We start from the raw sequence: 20,781 nt of genomic DNA, 5'->3' as shown, positions 1-20,781 counted from the left end.
ATGATTGTTGATTCCCGCTCGGTTTCTGTGTTTACTACCGTGTCGCTAGCTGGTGCCGACTCCAATCATACCGCAACCGCCACCGCAGGCCACACTCTCCCCAACCGACTCCCTCGTTCACTTCTTTCACTCAGTCATCCCTCGCACGCTATCAACACAGCCCTTCGGACGCCGTGTCCTCAGGCCTGTGCCAGCGCGCCACATAGTCTGGCCGTCTTGCTGGAAGGTTGCGCCCGCGAGTTTCGTACGAAGGGTGAGCAAAGCGAGCACTGAGTACAATTCCTCGCGGGCGGGGAGGAGTGGGGACACTGGCGGTTTGTTTGGAGTCGGTATTTGCTCAAAACATCGGAAAGAACACGAATTGAGCTGAAATACCTTCACTCGAGTCTGTGAGACGTGTTTCGACAATCACGCTATCCCGACTGCTGAAAAAGAACTCGAATTTCCCCGAAACCGCTACTTACGCGATTTTGTCGTACTGCTCTGCGAGTTTGTCCGCTGCCTCGCCAAGCTGTTCGCGCTCGAACTCGGTGAGGTCCCATTCGACGACCTCTTCGACGCCGTTCTTACCGAGTTTGACAGGAACGCCGAGCGCCACGTCGTCGTGGCCGTATTCGCCGTCGAGTTTGACCGAGGCAGGGAGGACTTCGCCAGTGTCACGCAGGACAGCTTCGACCATGTGGCCGACGCCCGTCGCTGGACCCCACTGGGTCGCGCCCTTCTTCTCGATGACGTTCATCGCGCTGGTTTTGAGTTCGCCGAGGATTTCCTCCTTCTCGTCGTCCGAGAACTCGGGGTCCGCGCCGTTGATGCGAACCTTGGAGAACGCCGGAACCTGCGCGTCGCCGTGCTCGCCGAGGATGGTCGCTTCGACGTTCTGCACCGGCGCGTCGAAACGCTGGCTCAGGACGTAGCGGAATCGTGCGCTATCGAGGCGGCCACCGAAGCCGATGACTTTGTCCCGTGCGCGGTCGCCGACTTCGTACAGGTGGCGGTTGAGCAGGTCAACCGGGTTCGAGGTGGTGATGGTCACGAAGTCATCGTTGTACTCCGCGAGCGAGGAACCGATGTCATCCATGATGGGCGCGTTGTCACCAGCGAGGTCGATACGGGTTTGGCCCGGCTGCCGTGGGATGCCTGCCGTGATGACAACCACGTCGGAATCGGCGGTGTCCTCGTAGGAGCCCTGTCGAACCACCGTGTTGGAGTCGTAGGCGGCCCCGTGGTTCACGTCCGCGGCCTGTCCAACCGTCTTGTCTTCCATGTCCGGGATGTCCACGAAGACGAGTTCGTCCGCGATGCCACGTAGTGCGATGTTGTAGCCTGCGGCGGCCCCGACCGTGCCTGCCGCACCGACTACGCTAACTTTCGCCATATCACGTAGAAGACGCCCTGCGATTTGGTTAAATCCTCCGGAAAAACGGCGGCGGGAAGATGCGACTCGCTCCAAAGATGAAATCGAAAGCCAGTTTGTCGTCTCGTTCCACCCGAAACGAAGGGGGTCAGGGAGAGACGCCGACCGTCAACAACGTTCCAAATTCGCGGTAGCGTTCGACCATCTCCTTCCGGGTGTCCCACCCGTCGGTCGGAAACGCCTCTTCAGCGGGGATTTCGATGTCCGTGTCGGGAACGTTGTCCTGCTCCGCGATGTGTAAGCCGGCATCACGGAACGCCTCGCGGTACTCCTCGGCGCTCCATCGCGTCATCTCGACCGAAATGGAATCCTGCCATTCGTGGGAGTGAACGTTCTCTTCGTAGTAGTTCACTGCACAGAAGAAGGTTCCACCGGGGCGGAGAATCCGCCGAACTTCTCGAAGCGTTTCGTGCGGGTCGTTTGCGTAGTAGAACGCTTCCATCGTGAATATGTGGTCGATGCCGTCGTCCTTGAAAGGAAGATGGTCGAAGTCGCTGACGAGATACGAAACGTCCGAATCGTCGGTGTAGCCCTGCGCGTTGCGGGCCATCTCGGGCGACCCGTCGAGGCCGTACACTCGTCCCGCGTCGTTCGTATCCCGAAGTGCCCGTCCTGCGTACCCGCTTCCGCATCCCAAATCGAGGACAGTGTCGCCCGCTTCGACCGGCATCCGGGCGAGGACGTACTTCGCCGTCTGCCAGTGGCGTTCTTCCATACCTTTGTCCCTGCCGTCCGCTGCCCACTCGTCGAACTCCTCGCGCACGCTCATGGCCGTGGAGACGAACGCCGGAGACAAAACCGATTCGGAGCGGGACGGTTTCGGAGCGATGAGTTTGTGCCACGCGCTGCCCTCGTACCGTAGGAAAGAATCGGAACGCGCGAGGGCTTTACATTCCCTCGGTTCTTTTCCGTGGGTATGGTTGGTTCGAGAAAACGGTTCGCCCTCGCTGATACTGCCCAGCAGTTAGTTGGTGGGTTCCTCCTCGCCGGACCGTTCGTCGTCACGGAAGAAGTGTGGCGGTTGGCGGAAAACATGTCCGTCTTTCACGGCTTGATAACCGTCTGTATCGTCTTTGCTATCGGATACGGTGCACTGTACAAGGCCGATCACGACCGAAATCCGGATCGGGAAGCAGATGTCGCGGGAATACCCACCCGATTCATCTCGTTGATGATCGTCTCGTTCGGCTCGGTAGTGCTGCTCGCTATCGTTTTCGCCGCCCCTGAGACGTTCTACGGGGACGGTCTCATCGATGGCGTCGCCTCCCGACAGGTGGTCGTGAATACGCTAAAAGCCATCAGCGTCGGTGCCATCTTCAGTGTCGTTGGAGCGGCCACTGCGGACAGCGTCTTCTGACCCCGAATCCCGCATATTTTAAGTCGGTGCCACTGGTTAACGGACGATATGGACTACCAACTCGCTATCGAGAACACGCCGGACACGGTACCTGGCGGCACCGGTATCCTTCTCTTGCACCCGAGTACGGGTGAGACAGACCGAATCGACACTGATTTTCTGAAAACTGACACTGACAGATTCCTTGTCATTTCGACGCGTACGACCGCCCGCGAGGTGAAACAGAAACTTGACCACTACGACGTGGACGAAAGCAAAGCCGACATTCTCGACACGTTGTCCATCGAACGTGGCTACTCCCGACGGAGCACGGACGACGTTCATTACGTCTCCGCACCCGACGACCTCGAAGGCATTCTCTCCGTAACGGAGGACTTCCTCGCGGAAACCGACGGAAAACGGCGAATCAGCTTCGATTCCATCACCGAAATGGCGTACTACGCCGACGAACAACGCGTCTACGAGACTGTTTCGCAAGTACTGGAACTGCTCGAAGAAAACGATGCGGTCGGCCTGTTCCACCTTTCGAAAGGCGTCCACGACGAAGTGCAAATCGAGCGCTTCCTCGGCTTGTTCGACGCGGTCGTCGATCTAGACCGGGATGGCAACGTCGATAGCGATTTCCCCGAATAGTCGTCGGTTTTCGAATCTTCCCGAAGCCAGAAATCTGGACTGGTGAGTTTATCCGTTCCCGTTTTTATTCACGTGACCACACCCCCACCCTCGCTTCTACTCACCGCAGTTGGGTTGTTTCCACCGGAAACGATGCCTTTCCGACGGCCAACCCAACCGACTCGGCGAGCGTGAGTATCCGGTTTATCCTTTCGACACAAGTTTCCGGAATGAAACGCTGATGCGTGTCAATACTTTTGCTCATAGCGCCCGTACCACCATTGATGGGGGACTCGAGCGACTACCGGGTCGCGGTTGCGGTTGCTGATCCGGTCCATGCCCCGCAGTTGACCCGTACCGCGGTCGATATCGCACGCGAACGAAACGGCGACGTACTCGTGCTGAGCGTCCTCGTGACGGAACGCGAATCACCGTTTGCACTATTTACTGACGAGGTCATCATCCGTGAGTTCGGCGGAAAAAAACAGGAAATCCTCGATAGAGTAGTCGAAACTGCGCGTGACATCGTCCCCGTTCGTGGACAACTGCTCGTTTCCCACGATATCGTCCGAGCACTCTCCGACGCCGTGGTCGAGTTCGACTGTGATACACTTATCATCGGGTGGCAGGAGCGCGCCCGCCCGAGTGAAATCGTCTTCGGAAGCAACGCCGACCGAATCGTCGCGCGCGTTCCGTGCGACGTACTCGTCGAAAAAATCGGCCCCGCGGACGGTGTCGATTCGATCCTCGTTCCCGTCGCCGAAGGGCCGCATGCGGAATTCGCAGTGGACGTTGCTCGCGCTATCGCGCTGTCGAACGACGCCCGTATTCATCTGCTTCGGGTCGTCAATGACGGAACCATCGAGGCGGAAAACCTGATACCAAACATGGCAAACCGAATCGAACCCGTTCAGATATGGACGGAGATTCGAACCGGCAACGTCACCGAAACCGTCGTCGAAGAAGCGTCGGAGCACGACATCACCATCCTCGGTTCGACGAGGCGTGGGATACTTCGCCGACAGCTCGTCGGAACCGTTCCACAAGCAGTCGGTCGTCGGTCGGAAACCACCGTCATCATCACTCGCCGAGCCGTCGGAATCCGACCACGGCTGAATCGATTCATTCGGGAAACACTGTGACGACCGGAACGATTGCCGTGGTTCTGGTAGCGATGCTCGCCAGTCTTTTCATGGCGTGGTCACTCGGGGCTTCGAGCAACTCGCCGCCGTTTGCCCCCGCAGTCGGTGCGAACGCGATTCCGACGATGCGTGCGGCGTTTTTCATCGGCGTGTTCGCGGCGCTCGGCGCCATCGCACAGGGGGGAAGCATCTCGGAGACGGTCGGCACTGGCCTCATCGACGGCGTCTCGATCTCTCCGCTGGGGGCGGCCGCAGGGCTGTTTACTGCCGCGTTGTTCATCGCTGTCGGCGTTTCGACGGGCTATCCGATTCCGGCAGCGTTCGCGACGACCGGCGCGATGGTCGGTGTCGGATTGGCACTCGGTGGAAACCCGGCGTGGGACACCTACCGGGAAATCGGAACGTTCTGGGTCTCCGTCCCGTTCGTTTCGGCGACGATCGCGTACACCACGGCCTCGCTCCTCCGAAACGATTCGATTCCCGAGACGGTCGGGGTTCCGCTCCTCGGCGGATTCGTCGGATTCGTGCTCGCGAACGTCGAACTTGCCATCATACCCGGCCCGTCGGGTCAGGGGACGGTCGCTCGTTTCGTTTCGGCACGGGTCGGCGCAACTCCGACGCTCTTCGGTTCGTTCGACGTGGTGATGGTGGTAACGAGCTTCGTCGTCGGAGCTGTCGTTTTCGCGGTGCTGCGACGTTCGATGGAGCGATCGATAGACGGCGGAATACGGCAGTTCCTCGTCGGTCTCGGTGCCGTCGTCGCCTTCTCCAGCGGCGGTAGTCAGGTCGGTCTCGCTACCGGACCGCTCGAACCGCTCTTTGCGACCTTCGACGTGCCCGACGTTACTTTGCTCGTTCTCGGTGGCGTCGGCATCCTGCTCGGTGCGTGGATGGGGTCGCCTCGACTTCTTCAAGCGGTTTCCCGCGAGTATTCGCAACTCGGCGTTCGACGGTCGATTGCCGCACTCGTGCCCGGATTTCTCATCGCACAGGCGGCTATCGCGCTGGGAATTCCCATTTCGTTCAACAATATCATCATCTCCAGCGTCATCGGAAGCGGTCTCGTCGTCGGGTCGGGCGGCGTCTCCGGACGAAAAATAGCGTTCACGCTCAGCGCGTGGGTCGTCTCGCTCATCGGTGCGGGAGTTATGGGTTACGGAATATACACCGTACTCACGACGCTCACCGGAATCAGATAGCCACGATACCCAGCGCACCGAGGAGGCCCGAAAGCAGGTCGCCGTAACTGAACGCGACAACGAGGCCGCCGAACATCGGGACGATGAATGGGATACCGGGTGAGACCCAAACTTCGTCTTCGGTGACCAGCACTTCCAACCCTTCCCGGAGTTGCGTCGGTGTCGTCCCGTACGCGCCGTGGTCGATGCCGTCCAAGAAGTGTGCCGCCCCCCACGGGTCTTCGTATCCCGATTTGCTCGAAATCTGCGCTCTTTCGATGACCGCTCCGCCGTCGGTGACGGCCTCGTCAGTCGTGGACACCGCCCCGTCCGTCGGTGGATTCGGTTCCGCGGGCAGCGTGGCCGGGTCTCGCAGGTCGGTCGCTCGTTCGCGCAGATCAGTCAGCATAATCCCGCGCCAGCGCAGATACATTCGAATCGCGTCCAAATCCGCACCACTGCGACTGGTTCCGTCCGGTGTTTCGAGGAGTCGGCCGTGTGCGGTCGGAATTTCGTCCCATGGAATGACGCGCCCTACGAACATTACCGATGCGAATCGACCCGCGATGAGATTTCGGACGAACAGCGAAACGGGATAGAGTGCGCCGAGCAATACCGTGTTCGTCAGAATCGTGAGCGAGAACACGCCGAGGACGGTTCCCTGCACGGGAAACACCCACTCTCCGAGATGGTAGAGAGGATACGCTGGAAACAACGCGGCGATGACGAGAAACGCCTTTGCGTCCGCGCCGCCGAACGCTCGGAACCACCAGAACGCGATGACCAGCGGCGCGACGAAGCCCAGACTCACGGCGACGTAGAAAAAGTACCATTCGCTGACGACGACTTGCAATCCGAACCATTCTCGTGCGAACGGCGGCCCGCTCCATGCGACCCATCCCTCCAGCACCAGCAAAACGATTGCAAGTGCTGAAAGAGGATACCACGTCACGTTGGACACCCGGCGCGTCCGTATGTCGCGCCAAGCGGCCCACCCGAGGACGGGCAGTGCGAGCAGTCGCAGGAGGTCTGGAATCGGAGTATGCACCAGACGGTAGCGCTCAGGGAGGGATGTTAGGTGTTGCGGTCTTCCCAATACGAAAGACAATCCGTTCACTAATTTTACCGACCAACAAATCGTAACCTACGCATGCGTCAGCAGGAATTCGACCTCGTGAAGGTACGGGCAGCGACGTTCATCCCGTCGGCATGGATCGTGAATCCACGGGAGACCGAACAAACCGTGGAGTTCCGCGGCGATGACCGAGAGTTCACTCCACACGTGGTTACCACAGGTCGTTGCCGGGTCGAACAGGAAGCGGTCGTCGATTTCACACGATGAACGCTGACGGAGCATGCCGATACCGGTATTTCGGTCAAACGAATCACCCGGAGGGATGGTACCGAAGACGTTCGAACTGGAAAAGCGTCCACCGACGGCATTCTCTGTACCGACCCCACATGGTACGACGACCACGTCGAGTTCGAGATTCACGCCAGTGTGAGCAATCCGCTGGTTCCACACCCTTCTCCGGTTGATTATCACCTCGAACTCACGGTTGGACGTGACACGGTCGATGTTCGCGGCCAGCACGACGGATTCCCTTGCTTCGAATTTTATGTACAAACCGACTTCGGTTCGTTCGAAACGCTGTACCGCCACGACTTTCGCGAGACTGGCGACGATTCATCCGGCTTGGCCGGGCCGATGGAGTACGAGTTCGAAGCGCGCATCTAAGCCACCATCGCTCCGGTTCGCGGACGTTCAGATGCGGACGCTCGGACGTTCCGAGACCGTCACTGTGAAGAATTTCTCACTCGGATATATTTGTGGGTCGTTCCCGTAGGTGTTCGTGAGGAACGAATATGTCCGGACAGAACTCGTCAGTCGGTGCGCAGGAGCACTCACAATCGGACGCGGAGCGGGCGACGGGCGGAAATGAGGGGAAAAAAGGGCCGCCCGCAATCGAGACGGATGGGTTGGAACTGACCTATGCCGACGGAACACGGGCAGTAAAGGGCGTTTCCTTGACGGTTCCGAAAGGCGAGCTTTTCGGCTTTCTCGGGCCGAACGGGGCCGGGAAGACGACGGCTATCAAGGTGTTGGTGACGCTCTTGCAACCGACGGCGGGCGAGGTTCGGGTAAACGGGTTTGATGTGCGGACGGAAGCACGGAGCGTCCGCGAGACCATCGGCTATATGGCACAGGAGACCAGCGTTGACCTCGAACTGACGGCCCGGGAGAACATCCAGTTCGCATGTGAGGCGTACGGCGTTCCCCGCGACGAGCGCTCGGGTCGAATCGACAAACTGCTCGACCTCGCGGATTTGGCGGGTGTCGCCGACAAGAAGGCCGAGGACTTTTCCGGCGGAATGAAAAAACGGCTCGACACGGCAACTGCTCTCGTCCACCGGCCACCGCTCGTCTTCTTGGACGAACCGACGACGGGATTGGATCCGAAGGCACGACTGCGACTGTGGGATTACTTCCGGATCATAAACGACGAGGGGACGACCATATTCCTTACGACGCAGTATCTGGAAGAAGCAGACCAACTCTGTGACCGAATCGCCGTTATCCTCGACGGCGAAATTGTTGCGATGGGGTCGCCCGAAGAACTGAAGCGCCGCGTCGGTGGCGAAGTTCTCGACCTCGAACTCGACGACGACGGTGGCCGCGAGCGAGCGCTCGAAGTCGCGTGCGAATCGGCTATTTTCGGCCCAGATGCCACGATAACGCTCACCGACGAGGGAATCAGCGTGACGGCGCAGTCGGCACGAACGAACGGCACCGACCTCCTCGTTGCACTCCGCGATGCAGGATTGACCGTCACTGGATTCAACGTCCGCGCACCGACGCTGGACGACGTGTTCCTCGCAATCACTGGTGAACACGTGGAGGAAGCGAAACCGATGGCCGATTCGGCGCAGGGAGGCGACAGATGAGTACCCCGTCGGCGGACGGAAACCCTTCCGATGCGACCGTTAGACGTTCGAGTAACTCGTTTGTCGGGGACGTGTGGGTGAACTTCAAACGGTGGAACATCAAGGCGGTTCGAAACCCCTTCGTTCTCGTGGTGTCGCTCGTTCAGCCGATTATTTTCCTCGTGCTGTTCACACAGGTGTTCGGACAGGTCGCGACCGGTGCGGTCAATCGCAGCGGTTCGAGCATCTCCTACGAGACGTATCTCGTCCCGGCAATCTGTATCCAGGTCGCGCTCGCGGCGGCCACGACATCTGGCATCGGTCTGGTGAACGACATCGAGAACGGGATGTTCGAGAAGGTGCTGGCGACGCCGATGAATCGAACCGCCGTCTTCGTCGGTAAGACTGCTGCCGAGGTGCTTCGCATCGCGATTCAGATTTCGATCATCATCGGTCTCGGCATCCTCCTCGGTGCCGAAGTCGCAACCGGTGTCGTCGGTGCGGTCGGCATCGTCGCGGTTGGGGTGCTGTTTTCGATCTGGTTTACCTCACTGTCGAACACGCTCGCTGTGTTGACCAAAGATCAGGAATCCACTATCATCGGCGCGAACTTGCTCCAGTTTCCCCTGTTGTTCGTCTCGACTGCGTTCCTGCCGCTGGAGGTGCTTCCGGAGTGGATTCAGACCGTCGCGAAATACAACCCAGTCACCTACGGTGTCGATGCCGCGAGGGCGATCATGCTCGATGCGGACGTGATGGAGGTCATTCAGGTGTCGCAGTTCACTGGACTGTGGAACACTCTCGTGCCGGCCCTCGTCGTGCTCATCGCGTTGGATTTGGTGTTGGGTTCGATTGCGGTCTACATGCTTAGGCGGGCATCGAGTTCGAACGTGCAGTAGTCTCTATCCAGTGTCTCGCGAATAAAAGGAAAACCCCCTGAAACCCGTTGGGGTTTATATAACGCGGTTCTGCAGGTAGTCGAGGTGCTTTGCGTTGTAGACGATTTTGACCTCGTCCGTCGCCGCGCTGCCGATACAGGTCAGGCGAACGTTTTTGTCATCGACTTCCTCGTCGCTGAGGATCTGCTGCATGTCCATGTCGATTTCGCCTTCTTTGAGGATAGCGGCACAGTTCGCACAGGCACCTGCGCGGCACGAGAAGGGCCAGTCGTAGCCCTGTGCCTCGGCGGCTTCGAGGATGTATTCGCCTTCGTTGACTTCGAGCGAGCCGTAATCTTCGGCGTCGAGGCCAGCGTCGGCAGCGTTGTTGAACAGGTCGTCGTCGTCCAGGTCCAAGCCCTGGTCGTCCAGCACTTCGTAGTTTAGGTATTCTACGGTGGGCATCACCCAGGGGTTCGTCCGGGGGATGGTTAGTAGTTGTTGTTTCGCTTGCCTCCGTTATAAATCAGGAACGATTCACGCGGGCGAGAGCGGCACGAACGAAAACAGCAGATAGGACGCGATAGCTGAAATCGACGGTGTAAGTATCCACAGCCCGACAACTCGCGCCGTCGTGGACGGGTCGAACAGGTCGCTAGCTTGGAGGGTGTTCGGGTCTTCTTCACCGATTTTTGCCACTTCTTTCTGCTCGGCGGTGAGCGCGTTGACCGACATTCCCGGACTCTCCGCTTCGTCGCCACGTCCACGAACCGCGACGGCTGCCGCATCGGAAATTCGAACGGTTCGCGTCGCTCGGCCCCATCCGAGTCCGACGATGCACATCGTCGCACTCACCGCGAGGCTGGCCGGAATACCGATGAACGAAAGGAAGGTGATGAGACTCGCACTCACGACTTCGACGATGAGCGCCGCGAGGAGTGGCAAATCCGTGAGGTCGTTCCCGACCGTGTCGAGAGTGCGGCGGGCGATGGTGAACGCACCGAGCCCGATTGCCCCCGCGGCGAGCAGAACACCTTCGCTTTCCCCAATCGAACCGCTTCCAACCAGCGGTGCGACTGCGTTTGCGACGTTTGACGCGCCAGCGGAGAACGCCATGTAACAGCCAATACCGACCACGAGGATGGTGACGAACAGTTCTTTCGTCGTTGCATTTGCCGAGACGGTCGGATACGGTACCGACCCGACGTGGTTGAACTCGAACAGCGGCCCTTCCGACTGTTCGAGTTTGAACCACACGTCGAGATACGGGTAGAGATATCGTCCGATAACGGCACAGAGCCAGAACGCGAGGACGGGCGCGATGAGCCACCACGAGACGATTTCGAACATCACCTCTTGATTGAGGGTTCCGGTTGCGACTCCCAATCCCGCAATCGCGCCGACCGCCGTCATCGATGTGGATGCGGGCACGCCGAAGAGGTTCGAAATGAGCAGGGCCATCCCGACGAAAAAGAGGACGCCGACGCTCATTCCGAGCGTAAATGTCATACTGACGATTTCCCCGCCCATCGTCTCGATAACGTTTCGTCCGACGGTCCACCCGCCGAGAAGAGCGAAACCGGACATGAGCCCTGCGGCACCGAGTTTCGAGACAGTTTGACTCCCGACTGCGGGGCCGAACGCAACGCCAGTCGAGGAGCCACCGATGTTAAACCCGACAAATACCGCGACGGCGATACCGACGACCAGCAAAACTTCGACCATACACGTACATTCTCGTCGACCTCTTAAACGGTAACGACTCGTTGGGTTTAGACGACTCCCCGTCTAAGGATGGGTATGTTCCCAACGTTCGAAGTCGTTCCCGCAGTCGATATGCAAGACAGCGAAGTCGTTCAACTCGTGCAGGGTGAGAAAGGCACCGAGACGACATATGGCGACCCAGTAGAAGCCGCGGAGGAATGGATAGAACAGGGCGCGAACACGCTCCACCTCGTCGATTTGGACGGCGCGTTCGACGGCGAGCGAAAGAACGCCTCCGCGGTCGATGCGATTCTCGATGCCGTCGATGTCGATGTCCAACTCGGAGGCGGCATCCGCACCGCAGACGACGCTCTTAACCTGCTCTCGCGCGGCGTCGACCGCGTTATCCTCGGTACCGCCGCAATCGAAAACCCGGATATCGTCGCGGAAATCAGCGAGAAATATCCGAAGTCGGTGATGGTAAGTCTCGACGCAAAAGACGGTGAAGTTCTCGTTTCCGGATGGACGGAATCGACCGGTCTCGACCCGGCGGAGGCGGCGACGAGATACGAGGAGCTCGCCGCTGGCGCGATTCTGTTCACCGACGTAGACGTGGAGGGACGAATGGAAGGTGTTCAGACCGACCCAGTTCGGCGCGTGGCAGAAGCTGTCGAAATCCCAGTCGTGGCGAGTGGTGGCGTCGCAACCGTGGAGGACGTTCGAACGCTCCGCGAGACGGGTGCCGCCGCTGTCGTCGTCGGAAGTGCGCTCTATCAGGGGGCGTTTACGCTGGCGGACGCACGGAAAGGGCTCGATTAGCGAGCCTTGCTGGCGATTCGCTGCAACACGTCGGACTGCGCCCCGAGTCGCGGCTCGGCGAGCAGGAAACAGCCTGCGGTAGCCATCGGTGCGCCGAGGACGAGGCCGGGTACCGTCCCGCTAAGGAGGACACCGATGACAACCATCAGTACGCTTAGAACATCTCGTTTCATGGTCTACCTATCTTTTAGAACTCCACATAAATATATTTGCGTCAGACGTTACCCTATCAAATCCAAGCGGAACCACCTTGTTTCTCCGGCCGAATCGTTCCGTATGAGCGATCGAACCGCCGCCGTAACCCGCGAAACGGCGGAAACGACCATCGAAGTGACGCTCGACGTGGATGGTGACGGCGATGCCACCGTCGAAACGGGAATTGGCTTTTTCGACCACATGCTCGACAGCTTCGCACGACACGGCCTATTCGACCTGACGGTGCGCGCCGACGGCGACCTGCACATCGACGACCACCACACGGTCGAGGACGTGGCGATTACCCTCGGCGAAGCCTTCGACGAAGCCCTTGGCGACCGCCGAGCAATCCACCGATTCGCCGACCGAAAAGTTCCGCTGGATGAGGCGGTCGCCGACATCGTCATTGACGTGAGCGGGCGACCGCTCTTCGAGTTCGACGGCGAGTTCTCACAGGAGCGCGTCGGCGAGTTGACCAGCCAAATGGCGAAACACTTCTTCCGCTCGCTGGCGATGAACGCCGGATTGACGCTTCACGCAGGGGTCGTCGGGGAGAACGCACACCACGAAATCGAGGCATTGTTCAAGGCGACTGCGCGCGCGTTGGACGACGCGACGCAGATTGATGAACGGCGGAGCGACGTGGCGAGTACGAAAGAATCACTGTAACAGTAATTATCAGCGAGTATCGACAATCTGCGACGCGGCATATCCGATCGACAGCCCTCCCGTGATGAGACCGATTGTTCCGAGCAACTGATTTCGAGGGACAGTGGTTGTCTGCGCGATGAGGAGCAGTGAAACTAGTATTACGAGAACTGAGAGGAGGCGGTCTGTCCGTACTGTCACACGGAGCATCCACAGCAGGTATATATAAATAATCGGTTCATTTTGCTTGGTACAAGGCCCTCAATCTCTATTCAACCGACTCTGACTGGATGCTGAAATTGCATGATGAAATTTCGTTCGTTTATACCCCTATCCGCCGAAATACGCTCGGATAATCCAACACCACGCCATCCGTATCTACCGGCAATTCGGCAGTAAATTCACTCTCCAAACTCTCGTACCGGAACAGTCCACCGTCCGAATCCAGCGGTTCGAGGCAAGTGTATCGCTGTTCGACTGCTTTCGCGGTCATCGCGGGCACGTCGAGATAGACGACCGAAATCGTCTCTCTCTTTCCCAATTCCCAATCCAGTCGGCGAATCGGAATCGTGTTCGTGAACGGCGTCACCGCGATATCCACGTCCTTGCATCCCGCGAGTTCCGGTGCGGGTTCTCCGTTTTTCGTCCAGTTGCCGTTGCCGTCGTGTTCGAGTTCGATTCTGGAATTCTCACTGAAACTGTCAATATTGGCTTTTTCCACCATTCCGGATTCGTCGCACTGCACGCGATAGCGAACTCGAAACGGCTCTTTTGGCTCCTCGCCCTCGGCGACTCCCACGACGACCCCGTCCGCGCGGACGGGGTCGAACTCGACGGTGAGATGTTCGGTGCTGACGCCGTCAACTAACTCCCAGACGATATGTCGTTGCATGGGTTTCTCACGACGCGCGATGTGATGAAGTCCACTCTTCGAACCCCACAGACTAAATCGTCGGGCACCTCTACCATCGACAAGGATGTTCGACAGAATCATGCAGAAGTTCGAGGGGAGTCCGAGCCAACAGCAGGTCATCCGACTCCTCCTCGAACGCGGCTTCTCTGTGAGCGACGAGGGGCGCGTCGTTTCGGGCGGCATCGAGATTCCGAACACGCAAATCGCCCGCGAGGTCGGGGTTGACCGACGGGTCGTGGATTCGACGACGGACGCGATTTTGAAGGACGAGGAACTACGGCGGATCTTCCAGAATATCTCCTCGATTCCGAGTCTGATGGATTTGGCTCCCGTGCTGGATTTGTCGGTGCTGACGATCGAAGTCATGGATGCCGACGAACCCGGAATCGTCGCCACGGTCACATCGCTGTTGGCCGACAACGACATTTCGATTCGCCAGACGATAAGCGAAGATCCGGAGTTCACCGACGACCCGAGACTCTATCTCGTCACCGACGAAGATCTGCCGGGTGACGTGTTGAACGAACTGAAAAACCTTGAATTCGTCCGTCAGATTCAACTCAGTTAATTACCGAGTTCGCGCTCGTTTTCTTTCGCTGTCGGTTCGAAATCCACGCCTTTTCGGTTGCTCCCCACAAACACTGCGCCAATGGCTGGCACAACGTATCGAACCGTGGCTGGACAGGGGGAAGCCGCCTTCGAGGTTCGAGGGTCGGAGTTCATCGGTTATGTTGCTCCGGCAGAGAGCGTCGAAATCGCGGAATCGTTCGTCGAGCGAATCGGCGACCGTCACTCGGACGCCACTCACAATGTGCCTGCCTATCGAGTTCAGGCCGATGGAACGTCCAACCGCGCCGACGGCGGTGGCGATGCTGGCAGCGGATTCCTTCGGGAATATTCCAGTGACGACGGCGAACCCTCCGGAAGCGCCGGAAAACCGGCTCTGAACGTCCTTCAACAGCGCGACGTGGAGAACGTGGTCGTCGTCGTCACGCGGTACTACGGCGGAACCAATCTCGGCGTCGGCGGGTTGGTGCGGTCGTATTCCCGTGCCGTCAAGGAGGCGGTGGATGACGCGGAAGTCGTCGAAGAGCGGCCCCACCAACGACTCGACATCGTGGTCACCTACGACGATTCGGGAACCGTCCGTGGAATCATCGAAAGCGAGGATGTCGAGTTCGAGGCCGAATACGGCGAAGACGTGCGATTTTCGGTTCGAGTGGCGGTCGAAGAGACGGACGCGCTCTGTGATCGCCTTCGAAGTGCGACCAGCGGTCGGGCCGAAATCGACGCTGCTGGTTAACTCAGAAAATCGCCTGAACCGCGGTGAACACGCCGTAGGCGACACCGAGCGCGAGGGCCAGTGAGAGCACCCACGCGAGTACCGTGTAGAGCATCTTTCTCGCACTGACGCCACCGTCACTGGCGGCGTAGCCGCTTCCGATGATGGTGCTGACGATGATTTCGTTGAACGAGACGGGAATGCCGAAAAACACGGCAGCCTGTGCGATAGCGAAGGCCGGGATGAGTGCAGAAATCGACCGACGCGGTCCCAGCGCCGAGTAATCCTGTGCGAGTGCTTTTATCATTCGAGGGGCTCCGGTCCACGAACCAGCGAGCAGGCCGAGGCCACCGCCGACGAGCACCGGCACCAATGGAATCGAGAAGGGTTCTAACAGCGGGAGAAGCGGTCCGATTGCGAGTCCGACCTGACTCCCGCCCGCCGAGAACGCGACCAATCCACCGAGCACGAGAAGAAACCGACGCTGCCCCCGTGTCATGTCTATCAGGAGCTCTCGTCGGAGCGCGAATCCAACCACCCCCGCGATGACGAGCGACGCAAGGATGATTCCGAAATCGACCCCGCCAATCGTAGGTAGCGAAACGGTGTTTGCGACGCTTTCCGCGATCGACGCGCTCACTTCCGGCGGCCCGAGGAAGACGAAGCCGATGTTGGCGACGATGAGTCCGACGATGCCGCCCAGTATCGGCACCGCGATTTTTTCGGAAACATCCTCGTGTCGAAGAGTTCGGGCAGTCGCATAGGCGACCCCGCCGCCGACGAACGGGGTCAACACCCACAGTGCGACGATTTGTTGGTATTTTGCCCATGCAGGGGCACCGCCGAGCGCCAACCCGACGCCGACGATTGCCCCCGTAACCGTGAACGCGGTTGCGATAGGATACCCGGTAAACACCCCGATTGCGACCAGTATCGCTGCGGTGAGGAGTCCCGTGGTCGCGGCGAGCGGTGATAACTGGACGCCGAGAATTAACTCCTTTCCGACCGCCTCGGAGACGTTCGCACCCTGTAAAGCCGCCCCCAGAAAGCCGAGAATCCCGACCAAAAATCCGGCGCGCATCACTGAAAGGGCATTTGCTCCCACCGCCGGCGCGAACGGGGTCGAACCGCTCGAACCGGCGCCGATGGCCCACGCCATGAACAGGCTTGCAACACCGGCAATAATCAACGTCAACAACCCGCCATCCATGTCTGGCCAGTATTCTCCCTCGTGTGAATAGTGTACCGACTCGAAATGTAACAACTCTTATGTCGTGTCGGCGCGCGGGCCGTCATCCTGCTTCGGCGCTTCGACACCTTCTGCGGCCTCCACCGTTTCGGTCGTCTTTTCGACATCCACGTGCCATCGGTCGATTTCGTCCTCGTAGGTGCTGAGCAGGGCGGAGACGCTCTCTTTGAGTTCGTCGTCGTTGACGTTCACCTCGAAGATGAAGCCTTCCTCGCCGTCTTCCATTCGACTCGTCTGTTGAATGTTGGCGCTGACGAGGTCATTGTCGAAGTAGTACGGTGCGAGTTGAGTCATCACTCGCTGGTACACCGTATCCTCGACCTTGCGAATCGCCTTTCTACTCGCCGAGTCTGCGGCACGGGCGACGTAGTTAACCGAGTCCTGCCACCTGTCCATCGCGCCCTCGGTGTCGTCTTTTTCGAGCTTCTCGTACGATTCGGTCAGTTTTTCTCCTGCTGTTCGGAGGTCGTCGTCCGGCGACTCACCCGCTTGCTCGCCCTTCCCTTCGCTCACATGCGCCTGCTCGGCAGTTTTTTCGGCAACGTCCTCCCCGAGTCTCTCGTGCGATTTCGGTCGCCACTCGTCCCACTCTTCGAACGCTGTACCTGAAACATCTGCCTCTCGAAGGGCCTGCGTGATTCGCTCGCCATGCTCGACGATATCTCCCCAGCTACCGCGGAGCTTGAAGCCAGAGATACTCTCTTCCATTCGGTCGATGGGTGGTATGTCATGCAGGGTTTTACTTCTTACTGCCAGCCCCCGCAAACTCCCGTCTCACTGGCCGAAATAAGTATTTTTGCCCTTGCTCGATGGACTATTATTCTCGCACGTTTCCGTATGCAACCCGCTCGGCAAACGTGTTGAGCTTGTCTTTTGCCTTGCCGAGCAGTTCCGCGTGTCTGCTGACCGTTCGCATCTCCGATTCGGAAACTTCGATTCGGTCATCGCCGTACACGTCGCGTGTCTCGCCATCCGAGGCGGCATCGACGACGGACGACAGACCACACCTGCCACACGCTTCCGTTCGCTTTCCACCCATGCTCCCCGATACGGACGCTTTCGTGTTATGTGTTATCCCTGGCCCTCTTCGACGTTTCATCCGTCCCGTTTCACGGTTTCCGCAGTACCGCTTTGTAGTAGCCCTCCCTCGGTCGCACCTCGGCGACCTCCCACGGCGTTCCGACGGTCACATCCCGCAGTCTGTCGGGGGAAAAGAGTACGAAATGGAGGTCTCGCCCCACTTCGCGCTCGACGTCGCGAACGTACTCGAAGTGGAAGGTTCGATGGGCGACACCCGGACGCGGGTCGGGTCGGTAGCCGAAGAACTCCTCGTGGTCGAGTGTCGATGGGTCGTAGTTGTCCACGACCGCCACGCCATCCTCGTCGGTGATTCGAGCGAGGTCGGAAAGGAAGTCGCGAGCTCCGGCGAGCGACTGGGTGAGGCCGATTTGGGTTCCGTTGACGAGCGCGGTGCGGAATCTGTCCTGTGGAAAATCCAACGCGAACATATCCATCACGCGAGCGTCTTCGATGCCGCGCTCCCTGGCAGTCTCGACTGCACCCGGACTCACGTCAATGGCGACGACCTCACCTCGCTCTTGCAGAAATTCGGCATAGTGGCCCGACCCACAGCCAACGTCAACGATGGGCGATTCGAGCGAATCGAGGAGGCTTTTCAAGTCGTCGTTCCACTCCGCTGGCGGTTTGAAGTAGTTCTCGTAGATGTGGCCGTCTTGTGTGTCCACACCGTCCCGGTATTGACAATCACCACGCAGTCCACCGCGCTGGTAGTCGAGCATCGCTCGGCCGAGTGGGTCTGCACTCATCACAGTGTGTCACACACTATCATTTGTAATAAAAATATAATGAGTCTCGGTACCGACTCACGTCCCAGCAGTGGATATTTATCGCTCCCGACCAACCGAATGAGCATGGATGGCGGTATCGAGCCATACGACTCGTCCCAGGAACGGGATGATGATTCTGGCGGGGAGAGCGAAATCGATATTCCTGACTGGGAGGACGTGTACGTAGACCGGGTGAGTGACCGACTGTTCATCAACTACGACCTGGAGAAATCCTACTCGGTTCGCGACCAGCAGTTTACGCTCTACGGTCGACTGCTGATGGAAAATCAAAAACAGTTCTTTCACGAATCGCTCAACTACGCGAACCACACCGCCGAAGAACATCTGTTCGTCCGGCGAACCGACTCACCTCGCGTCTCGAATATCAAATCGCTTGTTGACCTCGGCCACGAACTCGCAGAAGACTGGATAGACGCCGACGAAGAGCATTTCGGCACCGAGTTCACGTTCGTCCTCGTTGCCGATGAAATCCCTTCCGACGTACGCGAGTTCGTCTCCGGATTCCGTGACCGGACGCTTCTCAAATACGGCTACTACGGACGGTACGAAATCAACCTCGTCGTCGTCGCTCCCGACCGAGAAGAACTCATCGACAACAAAAACGCCGACGTGAGCGAGGCGTTTGCTCTTTGGCGACCACTCAATTCGAAAAAATCGGGCTTTTTCCGGCGTGTCGTGCGCCGACTCAAACCCTAACGTTGGAATTCGGTTTTAGTCGTCCGCTTCGCCACCGTCCGTGACCGCAGGTCCGGCGCGCTCACGTCGGGTGGACATGATGTTCTCGTAACCGATTTTAGCCAGCGCGAGCGCTAACCCTGTAAGGACGAGCGAGATGATTGCCTGTGCGCCGAGCGAAATTGCGGTCGCCGTCGATTCGGCTTCCATGATGCCCTGTGGTGCGCGAATGAGTGCAATCCACAGCAGTGCAACGATTGTCACGGCGAACATCAACACGAGCGGTGCGCCAGTGCTAAGCAGTTGTTTGCTGTCGTCCCAGTTGACCAACCAGATGGTTGCCGCCAGCAGCGCGAGCGCAGCGAGCAGTTGGTTGGCGCTACCGAACAGGGGCCAGAGGCTCTCCCACGTTCCGCTGGAGACGAGAACGTACGCGAGAACACACTGGATTCCCGCGTTGGTATAGCGGTTCGTCAGCGTCTTTTGGGTGCTCGTTTCCGGCGTGCCGACGATTTCCTCGAACATGTACCGTCCGAGACGAACTGCTGTGTCGGTGCTTGTCAGCAGGAAACTCACGAACACCAATCCGATGAACGGAATACCGTATCGGGCCGGAATCCCGAAACTGGTGAGCATGATGCCGCCACCGGTCGGGAAGTTCGCCAGTGCGCCTGCCAGCCCACTACCGAAGTCGGTGACGCCGACGATTGCCAGCGCGGAAACCGCGGTTGCGGCGAGAATACCCTCACCGAGCATTCCCCCGTAGCCGATGACGCGAGCGTCACTTTCCGTGTTCAGTTGTTTCGCCGTCGTCCCTGAGGAGACGAGCGAGTGGAACCCGCTAATCGTCCCGCAGGCGATGGTGACGAAGAGGAACGGGAAAATCGGCCCGAGCGTCGGACTGACTAATCCCGTAAATGCCGGAAGTTGTGTTGAGAGCGACGAATAGGTCGTTCCATCGACGGTAACTGGGCTAAACAGCCCCAACGATCCGACGATAACAGCCAGCACCATCCCGCCGACCCCCGCGTACAGCAGGAACGAAGAGAGGTAATCTCGTGGTTGTAGGAGCGTCCACACCGGAAGAACGCTTGCAATGAATGCGTAGATGATGATGACTGGCACCCATCCTGCGACGTTCGCACCGTACGACCCTGCGAGTGGGAGTCCCGTCCCACCCGAAAAGAGGACGATGGTGCCCGCCGGATACGCGGCGTCACCTGCCGCCGGAAACAGCGCAAGTGGGTACTGAATACCGACCCAGACACTGGCGAAAACACCAGAGACAAAAATGACTGTTCCCGCTCCGAACGGAAGGTCGAGTTGGTAGAGCCACACGCCGAACACGAGCGCGAGCATGATGTAGAGGACGCTTGCAGTCGCCGCACTCGGGAAGGCGTTGAACACGACTGCGACCACCAGCGCGAACACCGCGATGACGAGGATAATGGTCAGGAACGCGAACCACAGCAACATGTTCTTGCCGCGCTCGCCGACGTACTCGCCCATGATGTACCCGATCGATTTCCCTTCGTGTCGGAGACTCCCCGATAGGGCCATGAAGTCGTGTACTGCGCCGAGAATTGGGTTTCCGATTGCGATCCATAGAATGGCGGGAAGCCACCCGAACGCCGCGCCCGCCGTAATCGGGCCGACGATGGGTGCCCCACCTGCGATGCTCGAATAGTGATGTCCTAAGAGGACGGTTTTCTTTGCAGGAACGTACTCCTGCCCGTCCTCGTACTTATGTGCTGGTGTATTACGGTCGTCGTCCAGTTCAACGAACTGTGCAAGGTACCGTGAGTAGCCGATATACCCCACACTGAAAAGCACCAGCACACCCAATACTAGCCATATGATTGCGGTCGCCATGGTATTGTGCCTCATGGCCAAAAATATGATGAACGGTAATAAGTGTTCTT

24 protein-coding genes and 1 pseudogene are annotated in these 20,781 nt (G+C 58.8%); 12 read left to right on the top strand and 13 right to left on the bottom strand.

Annotated features, from left to right (window positions below; genetic code table 11):
• Nucleotides 1-460: 460 nt before the first annotated feature.
• Nucleotides 461-1,375, bottom strand: coding sequence for a malate dehydrogenase (gene mdh, locus ACN2TU_RS13355; RefSeq protein WP_435155938.1), 915 nt, complete (start codon nt 1,373-1,375; stop codon nt 461-463).
• 127 nt (nt 1,376-1,502) lie between these two features.
• Nucleotides 1,503-2,183, bottom strand: a complete 681-nt coding sequence (locus ACN2TU_RS13350; protein ID WP_435155937.1) for a class I SAM-dependent methyltransferase — start codon at nt 2,181-2,183, stop codon at nt 1,503-1,505.
• A 147-nt stretch (nt 2,184-2,330) separates the two neighbouring features.
• On the opposite strand from ACN2TU_RS13350, the gene ACN2TU_RS13345 reads away from it, so the two are divergent.
• From ACN2TU_RS13345 to ACN2TU_RS13330, 4 genes are all read left to right on the top strand, one after another.
• On the top strand, nt 2,331-2,771 hold the full coding sequence (locus tag ACN2TU_RS13345) for a DUF2391 family protein (protein ID WP_435155935.1): 441 nt from the start codon (nt 2,331-2,333) through the stop codon (nt 2,769-2,771).
• Nucleotides 2,772-2,819: 48 nt separating this feature from the next.
• On the top strand, nt 2,820-3,404 hold the full coding sequence (locus ACN2TU_RS13340) for a DUF7090 family protein (RefSeq protein ID WP_435155933.1): 585 nt from the start codon (nt 2,820-2,822) through the stop codon (nt 3,402-3,404).
• 263 nt (nt 3,405-3,667) lie between these two features.
• Nucleotides 3,668-4,525 carry a universal stress protein gene (locus ACN2TU_RS13335; RefSeq protein WP_435155931.1) on the top strand — a complete coding sequence of 286 codons (858 nt, stop codon included), beginning with the start codon at nt 3,668-3,670 and terminating at the stop codon, nt 4,523-4,525.
• Nucleotides 4,526-4,557: 32 nt separating this feature from the next.
• On the top strand, nt 4,558-5,724 hold the full coding sequence (locus ACN2TU_RS13330; protein ID WP_435156191.1) for an inorganic phosphate transporter: 1,167 nt from the start codon (nt 4,558-4,560) through the stop codon (nt 5,722-5,724).
• On the opposite strand, the gene ACN2TU_RS13325 is transcribed toward ACN2TU_RS13330, so the two are convergent.
• Nucleotides 5,717-6,751: an A24 family peptidase C-terminal domain-containing protein gene (locus tag ACN2TU_RS13325; RefSeq protein ID WP_435155929.1), complete on the bottom strand. Its 1,035-nt coding sequence runs from the start codon at nt 6,749-6,751 to the stop codon at nt 5,717-5,719. The two genes, ACN2TU_RS13330 and ACN2TU_RS13325, sit on opposite strands and share 8 nt — an antisense overlap.
• 102 nt (nt 6,752-6,853) lie before the next feature.
• Between ACN2TU_RS13325 and ACN2TU_RS13320 the strand changes: the two are divergent.
• From ACN2TU_RS13320 to ACN2TU_RS13310, 3 genes and pseudogenes are all read left to right on the top strand, one after another.
• Nucleotides 6,854-7,441, top strand: a pseudogene (locus ACN2TU_RS13320) (DUF3238 domain-containing protein).
• A 128-nt stretch (nt 7,442-7,569) separates the two neighbouring features.
• Entirely contained in the window at nt 7,570-8,649 is a 1,080-nt protein-coding gene (locus tag ACN2TU_RS13315) for an ABC transporter ATP-binding protein (protein WP_435155927.1), read from the top strand.
• Nucleotides 8,646-9,527: an ABC transporter permease gene (locus ACN2TU_RS13310; protein ID WP_435155926.1), complete on the top strand. Its 882-nt coding sequence runs from the start codon at nt 8,646-8,648 to the stop codon at nt 9,525-9,527. The genes ACN2TU_RS13315 and ACN2TU_RS13310 overlap by 4 nt, the downstream gene beginning before the upstream one ends.
• A 54-nt stretch (nt 9,528-9,581) precedes the next feature.
• Here the strand turns inward: ACN2TU_RS13310 and fer are convergent, their stop codons facing one another.
• Both fer and ACN2TU_RS13300 read right to left on the bottom strand, forming a co-directional pair.
• Nucleotides 9,582-9,971, bottom strand: a complete 390-nt coding sequence (gene fer / locus ACN2TU_RS13305; protein WP_435155925.1) for a ferredoxin Fer — start codon at nt 9,969-9,971, stop codon at nt 9,582-9,584.
• Between the two features lie 72 nt (nt 9,972-10,043).
• Nucleotides 10,044-11,231, bottom strand: a complete 1,188-nt coding sequence (locus ACN2TU_RS13300) for an inorganic phosphate transporter (RefSeq protein WP_435155923.1) — start codon at nt 11,229-11,231, stop codon at nt 10,044-10,046.
• A 75-nt stretch (nt 11,232-11,306) separates the two neighbouring features.
• Between ACN2TU_RS13300 and hisA the strand changes: the two genes are divergently transcribed.
• Entirely contained in the window at nt 11,307-12,029 is a 723-nt protein-coding gene (gene hisA, locus ACN2TU_RS13295; RefSeq protein WP_435155921.1) for a 1-(5-phosphoribosyl)-5-[(5-phosphoribosylamino)methylideneamino]imidazole-4-carboxamide isomerase, read from the top strand.
• Here the strand turns inward: hisA and ACN2TU_RS13290 are convergent.
• Nucleotides 12,026-12,202 (bottom strand): hypothetical protein, encoded by a 177-nt coding sequence (locus ACN2TU_RS13290; RefSeq protein ID WP_435155919.1) that lies wholly within the window; start codon nt 12,200-12,202, stop codon nt 12,026-12,028. The two genes, hisA and ACN2TU_RS13290, sit on opposite strands and share 4 nt — an antisense overlap.
• 103 nt (nt 12,203-12,305) lie before the next feature.
• Between ACN2TU_RS13290 and hisB the strand changes: the two genes are divergently transcribed.
• The gene (hisB, locus tag ACN2TU_RS13285) at nt 12,306-12,893 is read left to right on the top strand and encodes an imidazoleglycerol-phosphate dehydratase HisB (RefSeq protein ID WP_435155918.1); all 588 of its coding nucleotides are present in this window, start codon (nt 12,306-12,308) and stop codon (nt 12,891-12,893) included.
• Nucleotides 12,894-12,902: 9 nt separating this feature from the next.
• Here the strand turns inward: hisB and ACN2TU_RS13280 are convergent, their stop codons facing one another.
• Both ACN2TU_RS13280 and ACN2TU_RS13275 read right to left on the bottom strand, forming a co-directional pair.
• Entirely contained in the window at nt 12,903-13,073 is a 171-nt protein-coding gene (locus ACN2TU_RS13280) for a hypothetical protein (protein WP_435155917.1), read from the bottom strand.
• Between the two features lie 121 nt (nt 13,074-13,194).
• Nucleotides 13,195-13,764, bottom strand: a complete 570-nt coding sequence (locus tag ACN2TU_RS13275) for a putative glycolipid-binding domain-containing protein (RefSeq protein ID WP_435155916.1) — start codon at nt 13,762-13,764, stop codon at nt 13,195-13,197.
• An 85-nt stretch (nt 13,765-13,849) separates the two neighbouring features.
• Here ACN2TU_RS13275 and ACN2TU_RS13270 point away from each other — a divergent pair, with 85 nt between their 5' ends.
• Together ACN2TU_RS13270 and ACN2TU_RS13265 are read left to right on the top strand one after the other, a co-directional pair.
• Nucleotides 13,850-14,353 carry an ACT domain-containing protein gene (locus tag ACN2TU_RS13270; RefSeq protein WP_435155915.1) on the top strand — a complete coding sequence of 168 codons (504 nt, stop codon included), beginning with the start codon at nt 13,850-13,852 and terminating at the stop codon, nt 14,351-14,353.
• Nucleotides 14,354-14,434: 81 nt separating this feature from the next.
• Nucleotides 14,435-15,088, top strand: a complete 654-nt coding sequence (locus ACN2TU_RS13265; RefSeq protein WP_435155913.1) for an IMPACT family protein — start codon at nt 14,435-14,437, stop codon at nt 15,086-15,088.
• A 1-nt stretch (nt 15,089) separates the two neighbouring features.
• Here the strand turns inward: ACN2TU_RS13265 and ACN2TU_RS13260 are convergent, their stop codons facing one another.
• The 4 genes from ACN2TU_RS13260 to ACN2TU_RS13245 form a co-directional block, all read right to left on the bottom strand.
• Entirely contained in the window at nt 15,090-16,277 is a 1,188-nt protein-coding gene (locus ACN2TU_RS13260) for an inorganic phosphate transporter (protein WP_435155912.1), read from the bottom strand.
• Nucleotides 16,278-16,334: 57 nt separating this feature from the next.
• On the bottom strand, nt 16,335-17,024 hold the full coding sequence (locus tag ACN2TU_RS13255) for a DUF5828 family protein (protein ID WP_435155911.1): 690 nt from the start codon (nt 17,022-17,024) through the stop codon (nt 16,335-16,337).
• A gap of 109 nt (nt 17,025-17,133) precedes the next feature.
• Entirely contained in the window at nt 17,134-17,355 is a 222-nt protein-coding gene (locus tag ACN2TU_RS13250) for a DUF8007 family protein (RefSeq protein WP_435155909.1), read from the bottom strand.
• A 70-nt stretch (nt 17,356-17,425) separates the two neighbouring features.
• The gene (locus ACN2TU_RS13245) at nt 17,426-18,142 is read right to left on the bottom strand and encodes a class I SAM-dependent methyltransferase (protein WP_435155907.1); all 717 of its coding nucleotides are present in this window, start codon (nt 18,140-18,142) and stop codon (nt 17,426-17,428) included.
• Nucleotides 18,143-18,247: 105 nt separating this feature from the next.
• Here ACN2TU_RS13245 and ACN2TU_RS13240 point away from each other — a divergent pair, with 105 nt between their 5' ends.
• Complete coding sequence (locus tag ACN2TU_RS13240) at nt 18,248-18,880, top strand: DUF8052 family protein (protein WP_435156190.1); 633 nt, start codon at nt 18,248-18,250, stop codon at nt 18,878-18,880.
• A gap of 15 nt (nt 18,881-18,895) precedes the next feature.
• On the opposite strand, the gene ACN2TU_RS13235 is transcribed toward ACN2TU_RS13240, so the two are convergent.
• Nucleotides 18,896-20,746, bottom strand: coding sequence for a carbon starvation CstA family protein (locus tag ACN2TU_RS13235; RefSeq protein WP_435155905.1), 1,851 nt, complete (start codon nt 20,744-20,746; stop codon nt 18,896-18,898).
• Between the last annotated feature and the right edge of the window lie 35 nt (nt 20,747-20,781).

The organism is Haladaptatus marinus (genome assembly GCF_051194195.1).
The sequence above is the reverse complement of the archived record's forward strand: the minus strand, read 5'-3'. Positions and strand labels throughout refer to the sequence as shown.